The organism is Micromonospora sp. CPCC 205539 (assembly GCF_036906815.1).
In the GTDB taxonomy this organism is placed as follows: domain Bacteria; phylum Actinomycetota; class Actinomycetes; order Mycobacteriales; family Micromonosporaceae; genus Micromonospora.
On sequence record NZ_JBAKHW010000028.1, the window covers coordinates 34,496 to 56,061 of the forward strand.

The 21,566-nt window shown below is 71.2% G+C and carries 16 protein-coding genes and 1 pseudogene; 3 read left to right on the top strand and 14 right to left on the bottom strand.

Annotated elements, in window-relative coordinates:
• Positions 1–3 precede the first annotated feature (3 nt).
• A complete protein-coding gene (fdh, locus tag V6V47_RS22965) occupies positions 4–3,279 on the bottom strand; it encodes a formate dehydrogenase (protein WP_334630377.1) in 3,276 nt (1,091 codons plus the stop codon).
• A gap of 335 nt (positions 3,280–3,614) precedes the next feature.
• Complete coding sequence (locus V6V47_RS22970; RefSeq protein WP_334630378.1) at positions 3,615–4,499, bottom strand: LysR family transcriptional regulator; 885 nt, start codon at positions 4,497–4,499, stop codon at positions 3,615–3,617.
• Between the two features lie 81 nt (positions 4,500–4,580).
• Between V6V47_RS22970 and V6V47_RS22975 the strand changes: the two genes are divergently transcribed.
• Positions 4,581–5,822: an MFS transporter gene (locus tag V6V47_RS22975; protein ID WP_442934289.1), complete on the top strand. Its 1,242-nt coding sequence runs from the start codon at positions 4,581–4,583 to the stop codon at positions 5,820–5,822.
• Between the two features lie 61 nt (positions 5,823–5,883).
• Here the strand turns inward: V6V47_RS22975 and V6V47_RS22980 are convergent, their stop codons facing one another.
• Positions 5,884–6,633 carry a glyoxalase gene (locus V6V47_RS22980; protein ID WP_334630380.1) on the bottom strand — a complete coding sequence of 250 codons (750 nt, stop codon included), beginning with the start codon at positions 6,631–6,633 and terminating at the stop codon, positions 5,884–5,886.
• 156 nt (positions 6,634–6,789) lie between these two features.
• Between V6V47_RS22980 and V6V47_RS22985 the strand changes: the two genes are divergently transcribed.
• Positions 6,790–8,169 carry a carboxylesterase family protein gene (locus V6V47_RS22985; RefSeq protein WP_334630381.1) on the top strand — a complete coding sequence of 460 codons (1,380 nt, stop codon included), beginning with the start codon at positions 6,790–6,792 and terminating at the stop codon, positions 8,167–8,169.
• On the opposite strand, the gene V6V47_RS22990 is transcribed toward V6V47_RS22985, so the two are convergent.
• Entirely contained in the window at positions 8,166–8,876 is a 711-nt protein-coding gene (locus V6V47_RS22990) for a YoaK family protein (protein WP_334630382.1), read from the bottom strand. The two genes, V6V47_RS22985 and V6V47_RS22990, sit on opposite strands and share 4 nt — an antisense overlap.
• Positions 8,877–8,946: 70 nt before the next feature.
• On the opposite strand from V6V47_RS22990, the gene V6V47_RS22995 reads away from it, so the two are divergent.
• The gene (locus tag V6V47_RS22995) at positions 8,947–9,627 is read left to right on the top strand and encodes a GntR family transcriptional regulator (protein WP_334630383.1); all 681 of its coding nucleotides are present in this window, start codon (positions 8,947–8,949) and stop codon (positions 9,625–9,627) included.
• Here V6V47_RS22995 and V6V47_RS23000 read toward each other — a convergent pair.
• The 10 genes and pseudogenes from V6V47_RS23000 to V6V47_RS23045 all read right to left on the bottom strand — a co-directional run bounded on the left by V6V47_RS23000 (position 9,624) and on the right by V6V47_RS23045 (position 21,513).
• Positions 9,624–11,414 carry a gamma-glutamyltransferase family protein gene (locus V6V47_RS23000; protein ID WP_334630384.1) on the bottom strand — a complete coding sequence of 597 codons (1,791 nt, stop codon included), beginning with the start codon at positions 11,412–11,414 and terminating at the stop codon, positions 9,624–9,626. The genes V6V47_RS22995 and V6V47_RS23000 overlap by 4 nt on opposite strands.
• Positions 11,411–12,409: an ABC transporter ATP-binding protein gene (locus tag V6V47_RS23005; RefSeq protein WP_334630385.1), complete on the bottom strand. Its 999-nt coding sequence runs from the start codon at positions 12,407–12,409 to the stop codon at positions 11,411–11,413. Before V6V47_RS23005 ends, V6V47_RS23000 begins: the two co-directional genes overlap by 4 nt.
• Positions 12,406–13,440 carry an ABC transporter ATP-binding protein gene (locus V6V47_RS23010; RefSeq protein WP_334630386.1) on the bottom strand — a complete coding sequence of 345 codons (1,035 nt, stop codon included), beginning with the start codon at positions 13,438–13,440 and terminating at the stop codon, positions 12,406–12,408. Before V6V47_RS23010 ends, V6V47_RS23005 begins: the two co-directional genes overlap by 4 nt.
• Positions 13,437–14,324, bottom strand: coding sequence for an ABC transporter permease (locus V6V47_RS23015; protein ID WP_334630387.1), 888 nt, complete (start codon positions 14,322–14,324; stop codon positions 13,437–13,439). Before V6V47_RS23015 ends, V6V47_RS23010 begins: the two co-directional genes overlap by 4 nt.
• Complete coding sequence (locus V6V47_RS23020; RefSeq protein ID WP_334630388.1) at positions 14,321–15,277, bottom strand: ABC transporter permease; 957 nt, start codon at positions 15,275–15,277, stop codon at positions 14,321–14,323. Before V6V47_RS23020 ends, V6V47_RS23015 begins: the two co-directional genes overlap by 4 nt.
• Before the next feature lie 6 nt (positions 15,278–15,283).
• Positions 15,284–16,960 carry an ABC transporter substrate-binding protein gene (locus tag V6V47_RS23025; RefSeq protein WP_334630389.1) on the bottom strand — a complete coding sequence of 559 codons (1,677 nt, stop codon included), beginning with the start codon at positions 16,958–16,960 and terminating at the stop codon, positions 15,284–15,286.
• 111 nt (positions 16,961–17,071) lie between these two features.
• Complete coding sequence (locus V6V47_RS23030; protein ID WP_334630390.1) at positions 17,072–18,298, bottom strand: MFS transporter; 1,227 nt, start codon at positions 18,296–18,298, stop codon at positions 17,072–17,074.
• Positions 18,299–18,491: 193 nt separating this feature from the next.
• The gene (locus V6V47_RS23035; RefSeq protein ID WP_334630391.1) at positions 18,492–20,072 is read right to left on the bottom strand and encodes an alkaline phosphatase D family protein; all 1,581 of its coding nucleotides are present in this window, start codon (positions 20,070–20,072) and stop codon (positions 18,492–18,494) included.
• Between the two features lie 219 nt (positions 20,073–20,291).
• A complete protein-coding gene (locus V6V47_RS23040) occupies positions 20,292–21,137 on the bottom strand; it encodes an ISAs1 family transposase (RefSeq protein WP_334630393.1) in 846 nt (281 codons plus the stop codon).
• A pseudogene (locus V6V47_RS23045) lies at positions 21,134–21,513 on the bottom strand (PadR family transcriptional regulator). Before V6V47_RS23045 ends, V6V47_RS23040 begins: the two are co-directional and overlap by 4 nt.
• Positions 21,514–21,566 lie beyond the last annotated feature (53 nt).

The window sequence follows — 21,566 nt, forward strand, 5'->3', positions numbered from 1 at the left end:
CGGTCAGTGCTCCTGGTCGCTGGCGCTGTCGGCGGCGTCGGTGGTGATCTGCGGCGGATAGTGCGGGTTGAGGTCTCCCGACCGCCGGCGGTAGTCCACGACGAGGTCGAGCAACGCCTGTCCTCTGGGGCGGCGACCGGGCTGGACGTCGCAGGTGCCGACCTTGCTCTCCTGGATCAGGACGTTCGGGTCGAGGCTGATCCCGAACAGGTCGTTGGCCGAGTCGCCGGTCACCAGGCCCTCGAAGCCCCAGTGGTACGGCAGCCAGACCTGGTGGATGATCCGGTCGTCGACCCGTAGCGGGGTGAGTCGATCGGTCACCAGCACGCGCGCCTCGATGGCCGCCCGCGCGCTGACCAGGTGGGCCCACCCCAGGTGCTGCAGCCCTCGTTCCACCGCCAGCTCCGGCGACACCTCGACGAACATCTCCGGTTGCAGCTCGGCGAGGTGCGGCACGGTGCGGCTCATCCCGCCCGCCGTGTGGTGCTCGGTCAGCCGGCTGACCGTGAAGACGTACGGGAACACCTCGCTGTGCGGCTCCGGCGGGCTCGGGTTGAGCGTGTTGATCCAGTGGGTGTAGACCTTGCGGGTCGGGTTGGCCTGCTGCCGGTAGAGCGGGTTGCGGACCGGTGACTCGACCGGCTCGTAGTGGGTGGGCAGCGGCCCGTCGAGCACCCCGGTGGGCGCGTACAGCCAGCCCTTGCCGTCGCCCTGGAGGATGAACGGGTCGTCACCCGCGATCCCCGCCACGCCCGACGAGTCCGGTTCCGGCCGATAGGTCGGCGCCTTCTTCTTCTCGAAGTCCGGCACGTCGTAGCCGGTCCACTCGGCCTTCTGCGGGTCCCACCAGACGTACTTCTTCCGTTCGCTCCACGGGTTGCCGTCCGGGTCGGCGGAGGCGCGGTTGTAGAGGATCCGGCGGTTCGCCGGCCAGGCCCAGCCCCACTCGGGGGCCACGAAGGACTGCTCCGCGCCGGGCTTGCGGCGGGCGGCCTGGTTGACGCCGTCCGCGTACACACCGGAGTAGATCCAGCACCCGCCGAGCGTGGAGCCGTCGTCCTTCATCTCGGTGAAGCTCGCCAGCGGCCGGCCGTTGGCCACCTCGAAGCCGTTGATCTCGTACAGCACCGCCTCGGCGCTCGGCTCGGCGTCCGGGCCGTGCGTCGGGTAGGTCCAGTTGAGGTCGAGCAACGCCCGATCGCGGGGCAGGGTCGACGTCGCCAGCCGTTCCCGGATGACGCGGCCGAGGTGGTAGAAGAACCACAGCTCGGAGCGGGCGTCGCCTGGTGGCTCGACGGCCTTCTCCCGCCACTGCAACAGTCGTTGGGTCTGGGTGAAGGTGCCCTCCTTCTCCACGTGCGAGGCGGCGGGCAGGAAGAACACTTCGGTACGGCACTCCTTCGGTACGATCTCGCCGGTCTCGACCTCGGGGCCGTTCTGCCAGAACGTGGCACTCTCGATCATGAAAAGGTCACGGACGACCAGCCAGTCGAGGTTGGCCATTCCGAGCCGCTGGGCTCGGCCGTGCGCCGAGCCGACCGCCGGGTTCTGCCCGAGCAGGAAGTAGCCCTTGATCTTCCCGTCGATCATGTTCAGCACCTGCTGGTACGTGCCGTGGTCGCCGGTCATCCGGGGCATGTAGCCGTAGCAGTAGTCGTTCTCCGCGGTGGCCGCGTCACCCCAGTACGCCTTGAGCAGGTTCACCCCGTAGGTGCGGGCGTTGCCCCAGAATCCCTTCTGGCCGGGGTGGCGAATGCTGTCCACCCACTCGTCGAAGGTCGCGTGGTTGACGTGGTGCGGCATCGGCAGGTAGCCGGGCAGCAGGTTGAACAGCGTCGGGATGTCCGTCGAGCCCTGGATGCTGGCGTGTCCACGCAGCGCCATCACTCCGCCACCGGGCCGGCCCATGTTGCCCAGCAGCAGCTGGATGATCGCGCCGGTGCGGATGTACTGCACCCCGACGCTGTGTTGGGTCCAGCCCACCGAGTAGACGAGCATGCCGGTGCGGTCGCGGCCCGAATTCTGCGTCCAGGCCTCGGCGAGTTCGAGGAACTTCTCCTGCGGGATACCGCAGACCCGCTCCACCATCTCGGGCGTGTAGCGGGCGAAGTGCCGCTTGAGGATCTGGTAGACGCAGCGCGGGTGCTGCAATGTCTCGTCCCGCTCGGTCTGGCTGTCGACCGGCGCGCCGTGCGACTCGTGCTCCAGCCCGGCCGCGGTCTCCCGCTGAATCTCGGTGTCGCGGGTCGAGGCGTTCTGGCTCTGCCCTTCGTACCGCCAACTGGTCTGGTCGTAGCTGGCGTTGTCCTCGGTGAACCCGGAGAAGATTCCGTGCAGATCCTCGGTGTCGCGGTACTCCTCGGTCACGATCGTCGCGGCGTTGGTGTACGAGACCACGTACTCACGGAAGTCGAGCTCGTTCTCCAGGATGTAGCGCACCACGCCGCCGAGCAGGGCGATGTCGGTGCCCGCGCGGATCGGCAGGTAGGAATCCGCCAACGCGCTGGTCCGGGTGAACCGCGGGTCGACGTGGAATACCTTCGCCCCACGGCGCTTGGCCTCCATCACCCACTGGAACCCCACCGGGTGCGCCTCGGCCATGTTCGACCCCTGGATGACGATGACGTCGGAGTTGGCGAGATCCTGCTGGAACTGGGTGGCGCCGCCCCGGCCGAAGCTGGTCCCCAGACCGGGGACGGTGGCGGAGTGTCAAATGCGGGCCTGGTTCTCGATCTGGATCGCGCCCATCGCGGTGAACAACTTCTTGATGAGGTAGTTCTCCTCGTTGTCCAACGTCGCCCCGCCGAGGCTGGAGATACCCAGCGTCCGGTTGAGCGGTCGGCCCTGGGCGTCGACGTCCTCCCACGTCTGCTCCCGAGCCGCGAGGACCCGATCGGCGATCATCTCGAGCGCGACGTCGAGGTCGAGGTCCTCCCACTCGGTGCCGTACGGCCGGCGGTAGCGGACCTTGGTCTGGCGCAGCGGACTGGTCACCAGGCTCTTACTGGCCGAGCCCTTCGGGCAGAGCCGTCCCCGCGAGATCGGGCTGTCCGGATCGCCCTCGATCTGGGTGACCTGCCCGTCCTTGACGAACACCCGCTGGCCGCAACCGACGGCGCAGTACGGGCAGACGGACTTGGCCACCGAGTCGGCCGTCTCGGTGCGGGCGGTGAGGGACAGGGAGCGGGCGGACTGCGCCGCGGCACCCCGGCCGAGCGGGTCCGTGCCGGTGACCTGGCGGTAGAGCGGCCAGCTCTCGACCCAGCGCCGCATCCCCATCGCTCTGCACCTTTCCGACGAAAGCGACTAAATGTGAACAGCCTGACACTAGTCGACTCGTCGGCACGTCGGAGCGGGATCTCCGGAGGTCACCCTCGGGCTGTCGGCCATCCCGTGCTACCTCGGCGCGGGCGCTTTCGCGTCCTTTGCTCTGCTTCAACGGACGCAACAACATGGGGCTGTCCGTGTTGCGCCGGGTGAAGCAGAGCAAAGGACCGCCGACTGCACCGGCCACCCCGGATCCCTGGCCGCGGGTCGAGGGGAATCGAGGCCAGTTCCCGCGACAGTGGCCGTTCTGATCGCGGACGGTCGGTGCCGGTGGCGCGATGCTTCGGTCAGGGCAGGAACTCCTTGGTCAGCGTGATCAGGGCGCGGGCGGCGGTGCTGGCCGGGCGGTCGGCCGGAATGGCGAGTGACAGCGACCAGTCCAGGTCGGCGTCGGTGACGGCCAGCGTGGTCAGCCCTTCGGCATCGGCGAGGACGAAGCGCGGCAGCAGGGCCATGCCGAGGCCGTGACGCACGTGCTCGGTGCCGCTGGCGATGTCGGAGATCTCGATCGTGACGCGCCGGGTCAGACCGGCATTGGCGAATGCGCGGTCGGTCACCGCGCGGTTGCCGTACCCGATCGGTGAGTCGATGAAGTCCAGCCCGGCGAGTTCACCGAGCGACACCGCCTCTCGGGTGGCGAGCGGGTGGTCGTCCGGGACGACGAGGTCGATCACCGATCGGGCCAGTTCGATGAGTTGGATGTTGGCCGGGGGCGCGCCGGGCAGTGAGACGAAGGCGAGGTCCAGGCGGCGCTCGGTGAGCGCGTCGATGAGGCCCTGGGAGCCCGACGGCGCGGCGCTGGTGCGCAGCAGCACCCCGGGGTGCCGGCGGTGGAACTCGCCGAGCAGGGCGGGCAGGTGCAGGAGCCGGATCGAGGTCATCGTGCCGATACGCAGGGTGCCGCGCAGGCCGCCGTGCACCTCGGCGACCGCGTCCCGGGCGTCGCGGGCGGCGTCGAGGGCGATCCGGGCGCGCGGCAGCAGCGCGCTGCCAGCCTCGGTGAGCAGGACCCGTTTCGAGTTGCGGTCCAACAGCGGTGCCCCCAGCTCGCGCTCCAGCGTCTTGACCGCCGCGGAGACGGCGGACTGGACGACGTGCAGGCGGGCGGCGGCACGGGTGAAGTTCTGTTCCTCGGCGACGGCGACGAAGTACGCGAGCTGACGGAGTTCCACGGACCAAGTATCACTGATTGAGATCGTGGCCAGCATCAACTTTCGTTGTACGTGATGCTTGTCGAGGACGACAGTGTGATCATGCCGTTGTCAACACTGTCTACCGCCGCGCCCACCACCGCGCAGGGATCGCCTCCCTCCCGCCGGCACGGCCGCGGCTTCTGGCTGATCGCCCTGGCGTTCCTGACCGCGATGGCGTTCTCCACCGTGCCGACGCCGCTCTACCCGCTGTACATGGCACGGGACGGGTTCTCCACGTTCATGGTCACCATCGTGTTCGCGATCTACGCCGTGGGCGTGGTCGCCAGTCTGCTGCTGGCCGGGCACGTGTCCGACTGGGTCGGTCGGAAGAAGATCCTCATTACGGCGCTGGCGTTGGAGCTGGTCGCCGCCGCGCTGTTCCTGGCCGATTCGAGCCTGCCGGTGCTCCTGACGGCCCGCCTCGTGACCGGCCTGGGTGTCGGCATGGTCACCGCGACCGCCACCGCGCACCTGCAGGAGCTGCACGCCGCGCACCGGCCCGGCGGATCCCGCCAGCGGTTCGAGAGGGTCTCCATCGCCGCCAACATCGGCGGCCTCGGGACCGGCGCGCTGGTCGCGGGCGTCCTCGCCCAGTACGTCGACGCTCCGCTGCGGACCTCGTACGTCGTGTTCGCCGTCCTCCTGCTGGCCAGCATCGTCGCGGTCGCGCTGACCCCGGAGACCGTCGAGGAGCGGTTCGTCAAGCCGACCTACCGGCCGCAGAGGATCAGCGCCGACCACGGGGACCGGGTCGGTTTCGTCGCCGCCGCTGCCGGCGCGTTCGTGTCCTTCGCCGTGTTCGGCCTGTTCACCTCCGTCGCGCCGGGCTTCGTCGCCGGCACCCTGCACCACACGTCCCGCGCACTGGCCGGCGTCATCGTGTTCGCCGTGTTCGGCGGCGCCGCCATCGCGCAGACCCTCACGGACGCGCTCGCCGCCCCGATGAAGGTGCGGCTCGGGCTGCTCGCCCAGGCCGTCGGGGTGCCCATCCTGCTGCTCGGGATGCACACCGCGAGCCTGGCCGCGTTCCTGGTCGGCGGCGTGGTCGCCGGGATCGGCGCGGGCCTGCTGTTGAAGGCCGCCATCGGCACCGTCGCGGCGATGGCCGCGCCGGCCAAGCGCGGCGAGGCACTGGCCAGCCTGTTCTTCCTCGGATACCTGGGGTTGAGCGCACCGGCGGTCGGCATCGGGGTGGCCACCCGCGCCGTCACGGCCGTCACCGCGATGACCTGGTTCACCGGGCTGCTGCTGGTCATTCTCGGCGGCGTGGCCGTGCTGTTCCGGCGTAGCAACGCCCGCTGATCCGATTGGACCCCGCCGGGCCCGCACCGCAGGTGGGGTGGGCTCGGCGTGGTCCGGCGGGTCAGCTCGCCTCGGGCAGCCACGGCTCCAGCACGGCCGGATCGGCGACGGCCTTCGTGACCTGCGTACGCTCCTGCGGGGTCAGCGTGAGCTGCCGCAGCCGACTCCCCCAGTCCGGTACCCGCTCCGACTCCTCCAGCGCGACCGACAACTCGATCAGCCCGGCCAAGGCCAACGCCTGCTCGACCACGGGCGCCGAGTCGCCGTGCCGGCGCAGGCCCGAGTTGAGCGCTCGGAAGGCCGCCCGGTCGTCGTTCTTGAACTCCCGCAGGACCCGCGCGTTGTCGAGGGCCCGGGCCAGCCCCTGCAACGCCTTCGAACCGCCGTACTCCACATCCTCCGGCTCATCCCGCTGGATGAAGATGATGGTGTTGCCCGACGGGTCGACGACGCTGAACCGCGACGCGCCCGGCCGGTAGCGGGTCATCCGGGGCAGCCCCTTGACCAGCACCTTTCCGTAGGTGCGGCGCATCGCCTCAGTGAACGCCGTGTGGTACGGCGCGACCGCGTCGACCATGACCAGGCAGCCGCCGGTCTTCTCCACCGACGGATCCAGGCCGCTCGGCGCGGCCGCGTAGTGCAGCGCGAACCCACTCCACGAGAAGGCCAGATACACGTACGGCTTGGTCTGCTCGTAGGCCACCTCGAACCCGAGGGCCCGCCAGAACGCCAGGGTCTCCTCCGGCGACACGCAGTGCAGCAGCGGCACCGTGGTCTCGTTCGGTTGGACACGGTCCTCGTTGATCGTCATGGTCGCTCCCCCGGTCCGTCGGCAGGCCGGCCATTGTGCCAGCGCGGGCCCGATGACGTACGTCTCCTCGGCGACCACGCCGCGCTGGAAGCGCAGGTCGGTCGGGCTAGGGTGGCGCGGCCAGCCGTGGCGGCGTCGACGAGAGCGGGGTTACCAGTGACATCCGAGCCGGCCGTTCGGGACGACGTACGGGCGACGGCAGCCGAGGAGGACGTGCTGGTCACGGTCCGCGGCGGCACGCTGCGGGGCGCGCGGACGGACGGGTTGACGATCCTGCGAGGCGTCCGGTACGCGACCGCTGAGCGTTTCGGAGCACCCGTACCGGAGCGACCCTGGGCCGGGATCCGCGAGGCGCGGGAGCACGGCGACGTCAGCCCGCAGCCGCCGACCCGATCCGTCGCGACCGCAGGCTGGTCCGAGGTGGGCGTCCAGTCGGAGGACTGCCTGAACCTGACGATCGTCACTCCGGCGGCCGACGGGGCCCGGCGGCCGGTGCTGGTCTGGCTGCACGGCGGCTCGTACCGTTCCGGCGCCGGTTCCTGGGACCGTTACCGGACCGACCGGCTCGCCCGCGAGGGCGACGTGGTCGTGGTGAGCGTCAACTCGCGGCTCGGCGCGCTCGGCTATCTGCGGGCGCCGGGGATCTCCCCGGGCAACCTGGGCCTGCTCGACCAGATCGAGGCGCTGCGCTGGGTCCGCGACAACGCCGCGGACCTGGGCGGCGACCCGGGGAACGTGACCGTCGTCGGGCAGTCGTCGGGCGCCCACTCGGTGGCCTGCCTGCTGGGCGTGGCGCAGGCGCGACCGCTGTTTCGCCGGGTGGTGCTGCAGAGCCCGCCGCTCGGTCTGGGGCTGGGCAGCGCCTCCGCGTCGGGACGGGTCGCCGAGCGCTTCCTCGCCCGGCTCGGGCGCGATCCCCGCGAGGCGCCGCTCACGGAGCTGATCGCGGCGCAGCAACTGGCCGGACGGGACGTCGCCGCCCGCACCGGCTTCGGGTTCGCTCCGGCGTACGGGCCGGTGCCCGGGGTGCACCCACTGCCCGACGTGCCGGGTTGGCGGGCCGCCTGGCAGGCGGGAGCGGAGAACCTCGAGGTGGTGCTCGGCACCACCCGCCGCGAGATCGCCTACTTCCTGGCCGACGGCCCGATCTCCCGACACGTGCCGCTGGTCGGGCGAGCCCTCGAGAACGGGGTCATCGCGCTGGCGACCCGGGCGGTCTTCGCCCGGCCCACCCTGCGGTTCGGTCGGCAGTTGGCGCGGGCGGGCGCCCGGGTCTTCGCGTACCGCATCGACGGATTGGCACCGACCTCGCCGTACCGGGCCTGCCACTGCAGTGACCTACCCCTGCTGTTCGGGGACGAGGCCGCGTGGGCGCAGGCGCCGATGCTCGCCGGGCAGACCTGGACCGAGGTCGCCGAGCGCGGCGGCCCGGTGCGCGCGGCCTGGCTGTCGTTCGCCACCGATGGCGCGGACGCGTTGGTCGAGCGGGGCTGGGCGCCGTACGACGGCCGGGGCGACCGCGTCCAGCGCTTCTAGTTCCTACGCGCGGTCACGGCGATGACGAGCACGAGCGGCACGATCAGCAGCGCCGGCGCCCACAGTGGCAGGTGCAGGGCGACCAGGGCGCCGACCGCGGCACCGGTCATCAGGGCCAGCAGGACGTGCGCCTTGGGCCGCAGGCTGCGCCACGGGCTCCGCGCGGCGACACCGGCGATCAGGCTCGTGAGGGTGCCGGTCAGGTAGGTGGAGGACAGGCCCGGCACCCCGAAGCGTTGGATCGCGCTGCTCTGGACGCCCAAGGCCGCCGCCGACAGCATCAGGAGGGCGAGGTCGACGCGGTCGTCGTGGTGCGGGAGGTTGACCTCCCAGACGACGAGGAACACGACGAACACCGCGAGTTCCAGGACCAGCGCCCAGGTGACCCGCCGGGGCCAGACGGGATCGTCCGGCTGCGCCGAGCCGGCGAGGCGGGCTCCCGCCAGGACACCGGTGATGAAGCTGACGATGGCGCAGCCCGAGGTGAGAGCCAACTCCGCCTCGCCTCGACCGGCCGAGAGTCCGAGCAGGACCATGTTGCCGGTCATGACGCTCGAAAAGGCGCCGCCGAGGGAGAGGAAGCCGATGGCGTCGGCGCTCCCGGTCAGGAAGGTGAGCACCACGACGAGGGCGTGCCGCCGCCGCAGGGGATCCTGGCCTGCCTGAACGGCCGCGGGACGGATGACGCGGAGCAGTGTTCTCGGCACTGTCGGCTGACCTCCAGAGATTGTTCTTCGTATACGCTTCGCCCGGAGATTTCACGGAGAGGCGATCGGGTTGGCTGAAGACCTGCGGGACAAGCTCGGCGTTCAACACCTACCGCTACGCGATCAGGTCCTCGCCGCACTGCGCACCGCCATCATCGACGGCGACTACCTTCCCGGGGAGCGGCTGACCGAGGACCGGTTGGCCGAGGACTTCGGTGTCTCCCGCAACCCGGTCCGGGAGGCGCTGCGCGTGGCGGAGGCCGAGGGCTTCGTCGTGATCCTGCCCCGGCGTGGGGCCGTCGTCGCCTCGCCCAGCAGCGGCACCATCTCGGACATGTTCGTCGTCCGCGAGCGTCTGGAGGCGCTGGCCGCCCGGCTGGCGGCCGAGCGGGCGACGGCGGCGGACGTGGCCGCCCTGCGTGCCCTGCTCGACCAGGGCCGCGAGGCGACGCAACGGCAGGACCTACGCCGGGTCGCCGAGTTGAACAGCGCCCTGCACCTGCGGATCCTCCAGATCAGTGGAAATCCCTGGCTGTCGTCGATCGCCAAGGCGCTGTACCTCCATGTCCAGTGGGTGTTCCGGCTCGGCGCGGCCGAACGCGCACCGCACTCGTGGGCCGAGCACATCCAGCTCGTCGACGCCATCGAGTCAGGTGACGGGGACCGCGCCGAGCGGGCCGCGCTCGACCATCTCGACGCGGCCTCGGCGGCGGCGTACGAGAACGCCGAGGGCGGTTACGCGACCCGCTAACGGCCGCACGCGTAGCCCTGCATGCCCCGCGGGTTCGCCCCGGCCGCGAGCACGCCGGTCTCCGGGTCACGGGTCACGGCGCAGAGCCGGCCGAGGCTCCAGGCGTCGGAGAGCCGCACGTCGTGCCCGTACGCCCGCAGCGCCGCCAGCACGTCGTCGTCGAGCCGGTCCTCCACCACGAGGACGCCGGGCTCCATGGCGCGGGGGTAGAAGGACCCCGGCAGGCTGAGGGTGTGCCAGGCTGGCGCGTCGATGGCCTCCTGCAGGGGCTGGCCGGCGACGAGGTGCCGGAGCAGGAACGGCAACTGCCACTGGTCCTGCTGGTCGCCGCCGGGTGTGCCGCACGCCAGGACCGGCTCCCCGTCGCGGTGCACCATCGTCGGGCTGAGCGTCGTGCGCGGTCGGCGGCCGGGGGCCAATGACGAGGCGAGCCCCTCCTCCAACCAGAACATCTGGAGTCGGCTGCCCAGCGGGAAGCCCAGCTCCGGGATGGTGGGCGAACTCTGCAGCCATCCGCCGCTCGGGGTAGCGGAGATCATGTTGCCCCAGCGGTCGACCACGTCCACGTGGCACGTGTCGCCGCGGGTCACCCCGTTCGACTGCACGGTCGGCTCACCCGTCGTGGGATCCGTCGGATCGGTCCGCCGTCCGGTGCCCGGTCGGACGTGGGCCGGGAGGCGCGGCTCCACTCCGTCGGGTCGCCCCGGCCGCAGCTCCGCTGACGCGTGGGCACCGATCAGGGCGGCCCGCTCCCGCGCGTACTCCCGGGAGAGCAGCGCCTTGGCGGGCACGTCGGCGTCGTCGCCGTACCAGGCCTCCCGGTCGGCGAAGGCGAGTTTGAGCGCCTCGACCTGGGCGTGCACGCCGACCGGGGTGCCCGGGTCGTACGCGGTGGGGTCGTCGAGTGCGTCCAGGGTGGACAGTGCCTGCAGCAGCAGCGGGCCCTGGCCCCAGAAGCCGGTCTTCGCCACCGAGTAGCCGTGCCAGTCGAGGGTGACCGGGTCCTCCCAGGTCGCCGAGTACGCCGCCAGGTCGGCACCGGTGACCAGACCGGCGTGGGGGCGGCCACTGGAGTCCTGGAACGGCTGGCGGCTGAACCGGTCGATCGCGTCGGCGACGAAGCCCGTACTCCAGGCGCGACGCGCGGCCTCGATCTGTCCCTCCCGGTCGGCTCCCGCCGCCTGCCCGGCCTCGACCAGCCGGCGCAGGGTGCGCGCGTACACCGGGTTGGCGAACAGCTCCCCCGCGGCCGGCGGCTTGCCGTTCCGCAGCCAGAGGGCCGCGGAGGTCGGCCAGTGCTCCTCGAACAGTGACCGGACGGCCGCCACGGTGTCACCGACCCTGCCGATCAGCGGGTGGCCGGCGGCGGCGTAGCCGATGGCCGGCTCCAGCACCGCATCGAGGGTGAGGGTGCCGTGGTCGCGTAGCAGCAGGAGCCAGGCGTCCACGGCGCCGGGCACCGCCGCCGCGAGCGGGCCGGCGCCGGGGATGAGGTCCATCCCGAGGGACCGGAAGTGCGCGATCGTCGCGCCGGCCGGCGCCGGACCCTGCCCGCAGAGCACCTTCGGGGCCGGGTCCTGGGCCGTCGCCACGATGGCCGGCACCTCGCCGCCGGGCCCGTTGAGGTGCGGTTCGACGACGTGCAGGACGAACCCGGCGGTGACGGCGGCGTCGAAGGCGTTGCCACCGCGTTCGAGGATCCCCATCGCGGCCTGGCTGGCGAGCCAGTGTGTCGAGGACACCATGCCGAAGGTGCCCTGGAGGGTCGGTCGGGTCGTGAACGTCATGGCAACACCTCACTCGTGTCAGCGGCCCGGACATCGGGCCGGGTGCCGTCCGGCTGGACCAGGTGGCAGGCGGCCATGCCGTCGCCGACCGCCACCTGCGCCGGCACCTCGCTCGCGCACCGGTCGAACGCGAGCGGGCACCGGGTGCGGAACCGGCAACCGGACGGCGGATCCAGCGCGGACGGCAGGTCGTCGCCGAGCAGCACCGGCTGCCGTTGCCGTTGCCGGACCGGGTCGGCGACCGGCGCGGCCGCCAGCAGCGCCTGCGTGTAGGGGTGGGCGGGGCGGGCGAAGATCCGCTCGCGGGAGCCCTTCTCGACGAGTTGGCCGAGGTACATGACGGCGATGTCGTCGGCCAGGTACTCCACCGCCGACAGGTCGTGGGTGATGAAGAGGCAGGCGAACCCGATGTCGCGTTGCAGGTCCGCGAGGAGGTTGAGCACCGATGCCTGCACGGACACGTCGAGGGCGCTCGTGGGTTCGTCCGCGATGAGCAACCGGGGCTCGGAGATCAGGGCGCGGGCGATGCTGACCCGCTGGCGTTGGCCGCCGGAGAGCTCGTGGGGGTACCGGCGCGCCACCTCGGCGCGCAGGCCGACCCGTTCGAGTTCGGAGGCGACCCGGGCCTCCCGCTCGCGGCGCGGCATCCGGCCGGACAGCCGTAGGGGCTCGGCCACCACCTCGCCCACCAACATGCGCGGGTCCAGTGAGGCGGCCGGGTCCTGGAAGACGATCGACACCGCGCTTCGGTGCGGGCGGAGCTGTCGCCGGGACAGGTGCGTGACGTCGGTTCCGGCGATCCGCACCACTCCCGCGGTCGGTTTCACCAGCCGCACCACGCACCGGCCCACGGTCGACTTTCCGGAGCCGCTCTCCCCCACCAGTGCGGTGACCCGGCCTGGCCCGATCGTGAGGGACACGCCGTCCACCGCGCGTACCGGGCCGTAGTGCAGCACCAGGTCCTCGATCTCCAGGGCGTTCGGCTGCGCCGTCATCGGTTCGCCTCCTGAATGTGCGTCGGGTGCCAGCACGCCGCGAGGTGTTCCGTCGCGCCGACCCTCGCCGCCTCCAGGGGCGGTTCGGAGTCGCGGCACCGCGTGTCGGCGGCCGGGCAGCGGTCCGCGAAGGTGCACGCGTCGGGCTGGGTCGACAGGACGGGCACCAGACCGGGGATCTCCTGCAGCCGCTCGGTGCCGGCGTGCCGGCCGGGCGTCGGCGACGCCGCCAGGAGCCCGGCGGTGTAGTGGTGACGCGGGTGCGCGAACAGGTCGGTGACCGGTGCCCGCTCGACCACTCGCCCGGCGTACATGACGACGACCCGGTCGGCGATGTCGGCGATCACGCCGAGGTCGTGCGTGATGACGAGGATGCTCGTGCCGAGCCGGTCGCGCAGGTCCCGGAGCACCTGGAGGATGCCGGCCTGGACGGTGACGTCCAGCGCGGTGGTCGGCTCGTCGGCCACCAGCACCTTCGGCCCGCAGGCCACCGCCATCGCGATCATCACCCGCTGGCGCATGCCACCGGAGAGCTGATGCGGGTACGTGTCGACGCGTTTCGCGGCGGACGGGATCCCGACGAGCGTCAGCAACTCGACGGCGCGTGCCCGGGCGGCCCGCCGGGACATCCGTTCGTGGACCTGGAGCACCTCGCCGATCTGCCGCCCGACCGTGAGCACGGGGTTCAAGGACGTCATCGGCTCCTGGAAGATGTACGCGATCTCCTTGCCGCGTACCCGACGGAGCACCGACTCCCGGGCGCCGACCAGCTCGGCGCCGTTCAGCCGTACCGAGCCGGAGATCCGGGCGCTGCCGGGCAGCAGGCCCGCGATGCTCATCGCGGTGACGCTCTTCCCGCAGCCGGACTCGCCCACCATGCCGACGATCTCTCCGGCCGCGAGATCCAGGTGCGCGCGGTCGACCGCCGACACGGTCCCGGTCTCGGTCGGAAACGAGACCGACAGGTCGCGGACCGCCAGGACGGGTGTGTCGACCGCGGCGGCGGTCCCCGCCCGTTCGACCGTGGTCATCGCCGGTCTCCCTTCGGGTCGAGGGCGTCGCGGAGGGCGTCTCCGAAGACGTTGAACGCCAACGCCAGCCCCATGATCACGACGCCGGGGAGGACCGCCGCCCACGGGGCGCGGGCGGCGAACTGCTGGGCGGTGGCCAGCATGGTGCCCAGGCTGGGCGCCGGAGGTTGGATGCCGAGGCCGAGGAACGAGAGCACCGCCTCGCCGAGGATCGCGGCCGGGATGGCGACCGTGGCCTGCACCAGGATCACCGACGTCGCGTTGGGCAGGATGTGCTTGGCCAGCACCCAGAGGTCACTCGCACCGTCCACGACGGCCGCGGCGACGAAGTCCAACGACTTGAGTCGGAGCGTGTCCGAGCGCACCACCCGGATCACCCCGGGGATCTGGGCGATCCCGATGGCCACCGCGGCGTTGCCGAGGCTGGCACCCCGGATGGCGGCCAGCCCCACCGCCATGATCAGAAACGGAAACGCGAGCAGCAGGTCGGTGAACCGCGAGATCACCGCGTCCCAGGCTCGGAAGTAGCCGGCGGCGAGCCCGAGCGGCACACCGATGACCAACGAGGTGGCCACCGCCAGGATCCCCACCTGGAGCGATGCCCGCGCCCCGAGCATGATCCGGGACAGGACGTCCCGGCCCAGGTCGTCCGTGCCGAGCACGTGGCCGGGGGTGCCGGGGGGTGCGAACGTACGGGCGAAATCGGTCTGGTCGACGGAGTAGGGGGCGATCCATGGCGAGAGCAGCGCGAGGACGGCCACGAGCGCGAGCACGACGAAGCTCACGACGGCGAGCGGGTTGCGGCGTAGCCGCCGCAGGACGCGGGTCCGCCGGGTGACGTCGGCAGGACCCGCGTCCGCCATGGGTACGGTCAGGACGGTCATGCCGGATCTCCCGTCACCCGGATACGGGGGTCGATGACCGAGTAGAGCAGGTCCACGAGGAAGTTGATCACGATGTAGGCCGTCGCGGTGAGCAGCACGACAGCCTGGATCACCGGGTAGTCCCGCTGGAACACCGCGTCGATGGTCATCTTTCCGAAGCCGGGCAGCCCGAAGATCTGCTCGGTGACGACCGCGCCCGAGATGAGGCCGCCGAGTTGGAGGCCCACCACGGTCACCACCACGATGAGGCTGTTGCGCAGGGCGTGCTGGGTGATGACGGCGCGCGGCCGGAGGCCCTTCGCCTTCGCCGTCCGGACGTAGTCGGAGGAGAGCGAGTCCAACATCGCCGAACGGGTCTGTCGCATGATGATGGCGGCGAGGCCGGTCCCGAGGATCACCGCAGGCAGGACGATGTGGTGCAGGTTGTCCACCGGGTCCTCGAGGATCGGCACGAAGCCGGAGGCGGGGAACAGCCCGGTCGCCACGGACAGGTAGAGGATCGCGAGCAGTCCGAGCCAGAAGTGCGGCACGGACAGGCCGATCAGGGCCAGTCCGTTGGCCAGCCACTCCGCCGGGCGGCCACGGCGGACCGCCGCGAGCACGCCGGCGCCGACGCCGAGCGCCGTGGCGAGGAGGATCGCCAGGACGGCCAGCTCGGCGGTCACCGGCAGGGCGGTCGTGAGCATCGAGGAGACCGGCGTTCCGGTGCGGATCGACACCCCGAAGTCGCCCTGCGCCATGCGTTCCACGTACTGCGCGAACTGCACCGGCAACGACTGGTCCAGCCCGTAGTGCCGACGGATGGCGTCGAGGGCCTCCGGGGACCGGTCCTCCCCGGCCAGCGCGAGAGCCGGATCGCCGGGGAGTGCCCGTACGCCGAAGAACACCACGATCGTCGACAGCAGCAGGGTCAGTGCCGACTGCCAGGCGCGGGTGAGGAGATATCGGGCCACGGCGACCTACTTGGTGAAGCCGGCGAAGGCCGCGCGGATCACGCCGTCCGGGAAGACCTGCAGGCCCTGGACCTGCTTGCTCACGCCGGTCAGGTTGCGCTGCCGGTAGAGGTAGATCAGCGCGTCGTCCTGCTGCAGCAGCGTGACGACCTGCCCGTACAGCTTCTTGCGCTCCTCGGTGTCAGCGACCTGCCGGGCCTGGGTCAGCAGGGCGTCGAGCTGCGGGTTGCTGTAGCCGGAGACGTTCTGGCTCGCACCGGTGCCGACGAAGTTCGTGAGGTTGGCGTCGGGGTCGATCCGTCCACTCCAGCCGAGCTGCAACATCTCGAAGTTGCCCCGGTCCTGCTCGTCGAGGAGGGACGAGTACTCGACTGGGTTGATCTTCAGGTCGAAGCCGCCGTCCTTGACCATGGACTGCAGCGCCTGCGCGAGTCGCAACGAGTCGGGCGTGTTCGACGCGAGCATCGCCACCGGGTACGGCGTCTGCACGCCCGCCTCGGTGAGCAGTTGCTTGGCCTTGGCGGGGTCGTGCGCCGGGCAGGTCTGGGCCTCGGGAGTCGAGAACGGGCTCGCGGGCGAGATGGGTGAGCAGGCAACGGCGTGCAGGCCGTTGAAGACCGCGCCGACCAGTGCCTTCCGGTCGATCGCATGCTCGAACGCCTGCCGCACCTTGGCGTTCTGCGCGATGGGGCGGTTGATCGGCTTGGGCGCGCTGCGGACCCCGTCGACGTTGCCGATGTTGAACGTGAGGCCCTGGTATCCGAGGGACTGCGACTGGAGGACGGCGACCGAGGCGTCCTGCCGCAGCGAGGCCACATCCTGCGTGGAGATGGTGTCGGCGACCTGGGCGTCGCCGGAGCGCAGGTTGGCCGAGCGGATGCTGGCGTCGCTGAGGATGCGCCACGAGATCGCGTCGAGGTGGACCTTGCTGGCCTCGTAGTAGTTGGGGTCCTTCACGACGTCGATGGAGTTCTGCGGCACCCGCTTGTCGAACTTGAAGGGGCCGACGCAGACCGGGGCCGAGGCGAAGTCGTCGCCCCGGGTCCGCAGCGCCGTGGCGCTCATGATCATGCCGGCCCGGTCGGCCAGGGCGCCGAGCAGGGGCGCGAACGGCTGCTTCAGCCGGAGGACGACGGTGTGCGCGTCCGGGGTGTCGACGCCGTCGATGGGACCGAGTTCGCTCTTGCGCGCCGACCGGCCGTTGGTCAGGTGTCGCTGCAGGGTGGCCTTCACCGCGGCGGAGTCGAACGGCGTGCCGTCCGCGAAGCGCGCGTCCGAGCGCAACGGGATGGTCACCGTCCGGCCGTCGCCGCTCGTCGTGGGCAGCGCGGTCGCGAGCTGGGGTACGACCTGCGCCTGCTCGTTCACGTCGTAGAGCTTCTGGCACATCGCCTGGAAGACGTAGCGGGAGTAGAGACTGCGCGAGAGCGTCGGGTCCAGCGCGTCGGGCTCCGCGGAGAGGGCGATGACCAGCTTGCCGCCCTGCTTCACGGCGGCCGGGTCGGCCGGCGTACCGAAGGAATCCTGGCTTGCCGACTGGTTGTCGCCCGACGGGGTGTCGCCCCCGCTGTCGGAGACCGGTGAGCAGGCAACGACCGCGCAGGCAACTGCGATCGCCGCCACGGCAGCCCGGAGTGGACGACGCCGGGGCAGGCTCGTTTCGCTGACGGAGAGGTTCGTCATGGGGAGCTCCTCGAGTGGGCGATTCGGGGAGCGTATGTTGTATACGATGATGGCCGCAAGACCTCCCTGAATGCCGCTCACGACCGGGCAACGTGGACAAACCCGGCCCGCTCAGCCGGCGGTTCGCGCCTCGCTACGGGCACCGCCGTGAAACAGACTGAGCAGGACGACCAGCGCGAGCACCGCCACGACCGCGCTGAAGACCTCACCGGCGTGCCGCAGACCGATCCACTGGATCAGCAGGCCGACCCCGACGGCGGGCACGCCGAGCATCGCGAACAGGATGGCGAAGAAGGTCGACACCGCCTCGGCCTGGTGCTGCGGCGCGGTCTTCGTCGTGATCGTCGCGATGCCGTCGCCGACCGCCGCTCCGGCCGCGAGACCGATGATCGCCGCACTCAGTATCAGCGTCGCCAGCACCGCCATCCACATGCTGTACGCGAGCAGGCAGGCCCCGACGATCAGGCCGACGCAGGCGCAGGCCAACGCGGGCCGCGACGACAGGACACGGGTCACCAGCTGACCGAACGCGGCACCGGTGAACGCCACGAAGACCACCAGCCCGGCCAGGGTGTGCGAGGTCTCGTGCAGGACCGTGCCGAGGAACAACCCACTCACCGACGTGAACACCCCGAGGGCGGCGAAGCCCGCGCCGCCGGTGATCGCCGAGCGGATGAAGGCGCCACGAATGGTCGACGGTACGTGCAACCGCTGCACTCGCAGGGTGGCCGGCGAACGCTCCCGCACCGTCTCCGGCACGCCGCGCAGCGCGATGATCGCGATCACCGCCAGGATCAGCACGATGGCCCAGGGCAGCCGCAGGGGGTCGGGCGCCACGTCCGACACGATCCCGGCCAGCAGCGTGCCGGTGGCGAGACCGCCCAGGTTGGCGAAGATCGACACCGTGGCGGCCCGTCTCGGATGCTGGGGGCTGATCAACCCTGCCAGCGCCGCGGTCGCCGCTCCGATGACGAGCGCGGCGGAGAGACCGGCGAGCACTCGACCCACGATGATCATCGCCAGGTCCACCGCGGCCAGGAACACCGCGTCCGCGGCGACGGAGAGGATGAGCGCGGCGAGGATGACCGGGCGCCGGCCGACCTGGTCGGAGAGCCGCCCGAAGACCAGCAACCCGACGACGACGCCCAGCGCGTACAACGCGTAGACCACGGTCACGGTCAGCGAGGAGAACCCGAACTCGCGCTCGTAGAGGGGGTAGAGCGGGGTCGGCACGGTGGTGCCCACGAGCGTGATCCAGAACGCGAACGCGACCCGCACCGCTCCCGAGGTGGAAGGGGACCCTGCCTTCGCGCCGTCGGCGTGCCTGGCGTTGGACATGATCAGACCCTCCGGGCTCGGACCCTGCTGCGGGCCGTCACCGTCCGCGCTCTCCCGTCGCGGCTCCCGCCCCCGTGCAGCATGGGCCGTGGCCTCCCGCCGAGGTGCGGTAACGGCCCTAAACGCCCTCATCAGGTGGCGCGCTCGCGGGGCACTCCGCACGGCCTGGCCGCACGGAGTGCCCCCGCGTCCGCTACGACGACACGTGCGCGATCCCGGCCCGGCCGTGCTGCACGTACACGCTCGCCCGCGTCGCGACCGGGGCACCCGGCACGTTGACGAACGGCACGACGCGGTAGTCGGTGTGCATCTCGCGGCGGCCGAGGTGGACCACCTGGTAGCCGCGCTGGGAGTTGTGGAACTTCATGTGCGGGTTCTCGGCCAGCCAGGTCACGCCGAGCGCGTCCATGTCCTGCCCGTTGCCGCCCGAGCTGATCGAGGTGCCGAGGAACTCGGTGCCGATCGTGCGCGACGTCGCGTCGGCGAAGTTGAGCTTGAGGTCGGCGGCCACGCTGCGGTGCGCGTCGCCGGTGACGACGAGGAAGTTCTCCACGTTGCGCTTCGCCAGGCCGTCGAAGAGCCGCTGACGCGCCGCCGCGTACCCGTCCCAGCCGTCCATGCTGTACGACCCGGCCGGACCCTCGGTGTGGTCGGCCTCCATCGCGAAGACCTGGTTGCCGAGGACGTTCCACCGTGCGCGCGATGCCCCGAGGCCCGCCAACAGCCACGCCTCCTGCTGGGCGCCGAGGATCTGCCGGCTCGGGTCCCAGCGCAGCGACTGGTCGGTGAGCTGCTGGTCCCGGAAGCGCCGCGTGTCGAGCACGTCGAGCTGCAGCAGGTCGCCGAACGCCAGGCGCCGGTAGACCTGCATCTCCGGGCCGCGCGGGATCGACGACCGACGCAGCGGCAGGTTCTCGTAGTACGCCTGGTAGGCGGCCGCGCGGCGGAGCCGGAACACGGCCGGGTCCTGGTCCGGCTCGGTGTCCGGCTGCGAGTGGTCGCCGGCCCAGTTGTTCTCCACGTCGTGGTCGTCCGGGGCCACCACCCAGGGCGCGGCTTGGTGCGCCGCCTGCAGTGCCGGGTCGAGCTTGTACTGCGAGTACCGGACCCGGTAGTCGGTCAGGCCGAACGTCTCGGCCGCCGGGAAGTGCGGACGGCCGATCGTGCCGGCGCCAGCGCCCTCGTAGATGTAGTCACCCAGGTGGACGACCAGGTCCAGGTCCTCACGGGCCATGTGCTCGTACGCGGTGAAGTAGCCGTCGGTGTACGCCTGGCAGCTCGCGAACGCGAAGGTCATCGACGTGAGCGCGGCCCCCGGTCGCGGCGCCGTACGGGTGCGGCCCACCGGGCTGACCTGGCCCGCCACCCGGAACCGGTACCAGTACACGCGGTCCGGCCGCAGGCCGTGCACCTCGGCGTGCACCGAGTGCGCCCAGTCGGCCGTGGCGCGCTCGACGCCCCGTCGGACGATCCGGTGGAACCGCTCGTCCTCCGCCACCTCCCACCGCACCTGGACGGCACGGTCGGGCATGCCGCCCAGCCCGTCGAGGGCGAGCGGGTCCGGTGCCAGGCGGGTCCACAGCACGACCCCGTCCGGCAGCGGATCGCCGGAGGCGACACCGAGCGTGAACGCGTAGCCGGGCAGGGTGATGTGCTCGTTCGCGCCGGCGGCGCTCGCCGAGGCGGGCTCGGCGGCGAGGAGCGTCGCTCCTGCCGCGACACCGCCCAGGGCAAGGAAGTGCCGACGCGGAAGCGTCGACGGGGACTTCGGCATGTTGGTTTGCCTTCCGGGGGGAACGGGCCGTGTTGCCGTTGCTCCCATGAGCACAACCGCCCGACATGACACCCGCCGGAACACACCATGAACATGATCGTTCGCGACCGGGACCGTGCGGGACGGCCACCAGGGCCGTCCCGCACCGCGACGTCCTAGTACGGCAGCCGCCGTTCGTGATGTGGCTGGTGGGGCCGGGTCAGGGCCCCGGCAAAGTTGTCAGGTGATGCCGAGTAGTGCCAGCGGGCGGGTGCTGTCGCGGGCGTGATGTCGGTTGGCGGCGGTGATGTGGGTGACTCCGGTCAGGCGGAGGGCGCCGATGGCGGCGTTGCGTAGGACGGCCATGACCTCGGGTCCGGTGCCGGTGCGGATCTGGCTGCGGTCTTCGTCGTAGGTGACGTCGCGAACCCAGTGGACCTTGTTTTCGATCGACCAGTGGTTGCGGATCCGCGCCGCCAGTTGTGCCGGTTGCGCCTGGTGGACGCGGAGGTCGGTGATGGCGTAGACGGTCTCGGTGGTGAAGCGTTTCGGTTGGTCCAGGCGCCGCCTGCGACGACGGATCTGGATGGCTTGGGCGGCGTTCGGGAAGTCGATGCCGGTGGAGATCGTCAGGATCTTCAGGCTGTGGATCTCGCGGCGGCCGTGTCCGCGGTCGGTGTCGCGGGTGGCGTCGGGGACGGCCCGCCAGGGCAGTGCGGTGAGCTGGGTGTGTAGGTGAGGCTGGTTGCCTTTGACGGTCAGGATCCAGTGGGCGCCGCGTTGCGCGAGGTAGGTGACGTGCTGACGTTGGCAGTGCAGGGCGTCGGCGGTGATCACGGTGCCGCGCAGGTCGCTGATCTGGTCGAGCAGCGGCGCGAACCGGGTGATCTCGTTGGTCTTGCCGTCCACGGTGGTGCTGGCCAGGACCACACCGGTCAACTGGTCGCAGGCGGTCATCACGTGTCGGGCGGCGGTGGCGGGGGTGCGGGAGCCGCGCAGGGTCTTACCGTCAACGGCGATCGCCCGCGGGGTCGTCGAGGTAGCGGCGGTGACCCGGCCGGTGTAGCGGCGCTCCAGCTTGCTCATGCCAACCCTCCTGACACGCGAGGCGTGACCGGACGGTTGGCGGTGGCGCGGGTACGCAGCCGAGACGTAGCCACCTCGACATTGCGACGCAGTCGTTCCGTCTCGGCGGTCAGGGTGGCGTCGCCAGCAGCGGAGAGGCGGTAGTAGCGGCGGAGTCGACCGTCCACCATCTCCTCTCGATCGACCTCGACCAGGCCGGTGTCGCCCAGCCGGTCGAGCCCGCCGTAGAGGGTGCCGGGGGGCGCAACGACACTCGGTTCGCGGAGAGGACGCCAACCTCGCCGATGATGCCGTAGCCGTGAATCGGCCCGCCGGCCAGCGCGGTCAGGATCAGGAACGTGGGTTCCGCAACGGTGTGTCCACCGCTGCAAGATATCGGTCACCAAGCTATATATCAGTTGAGACAGACATATAGGGGACCAATTGCTG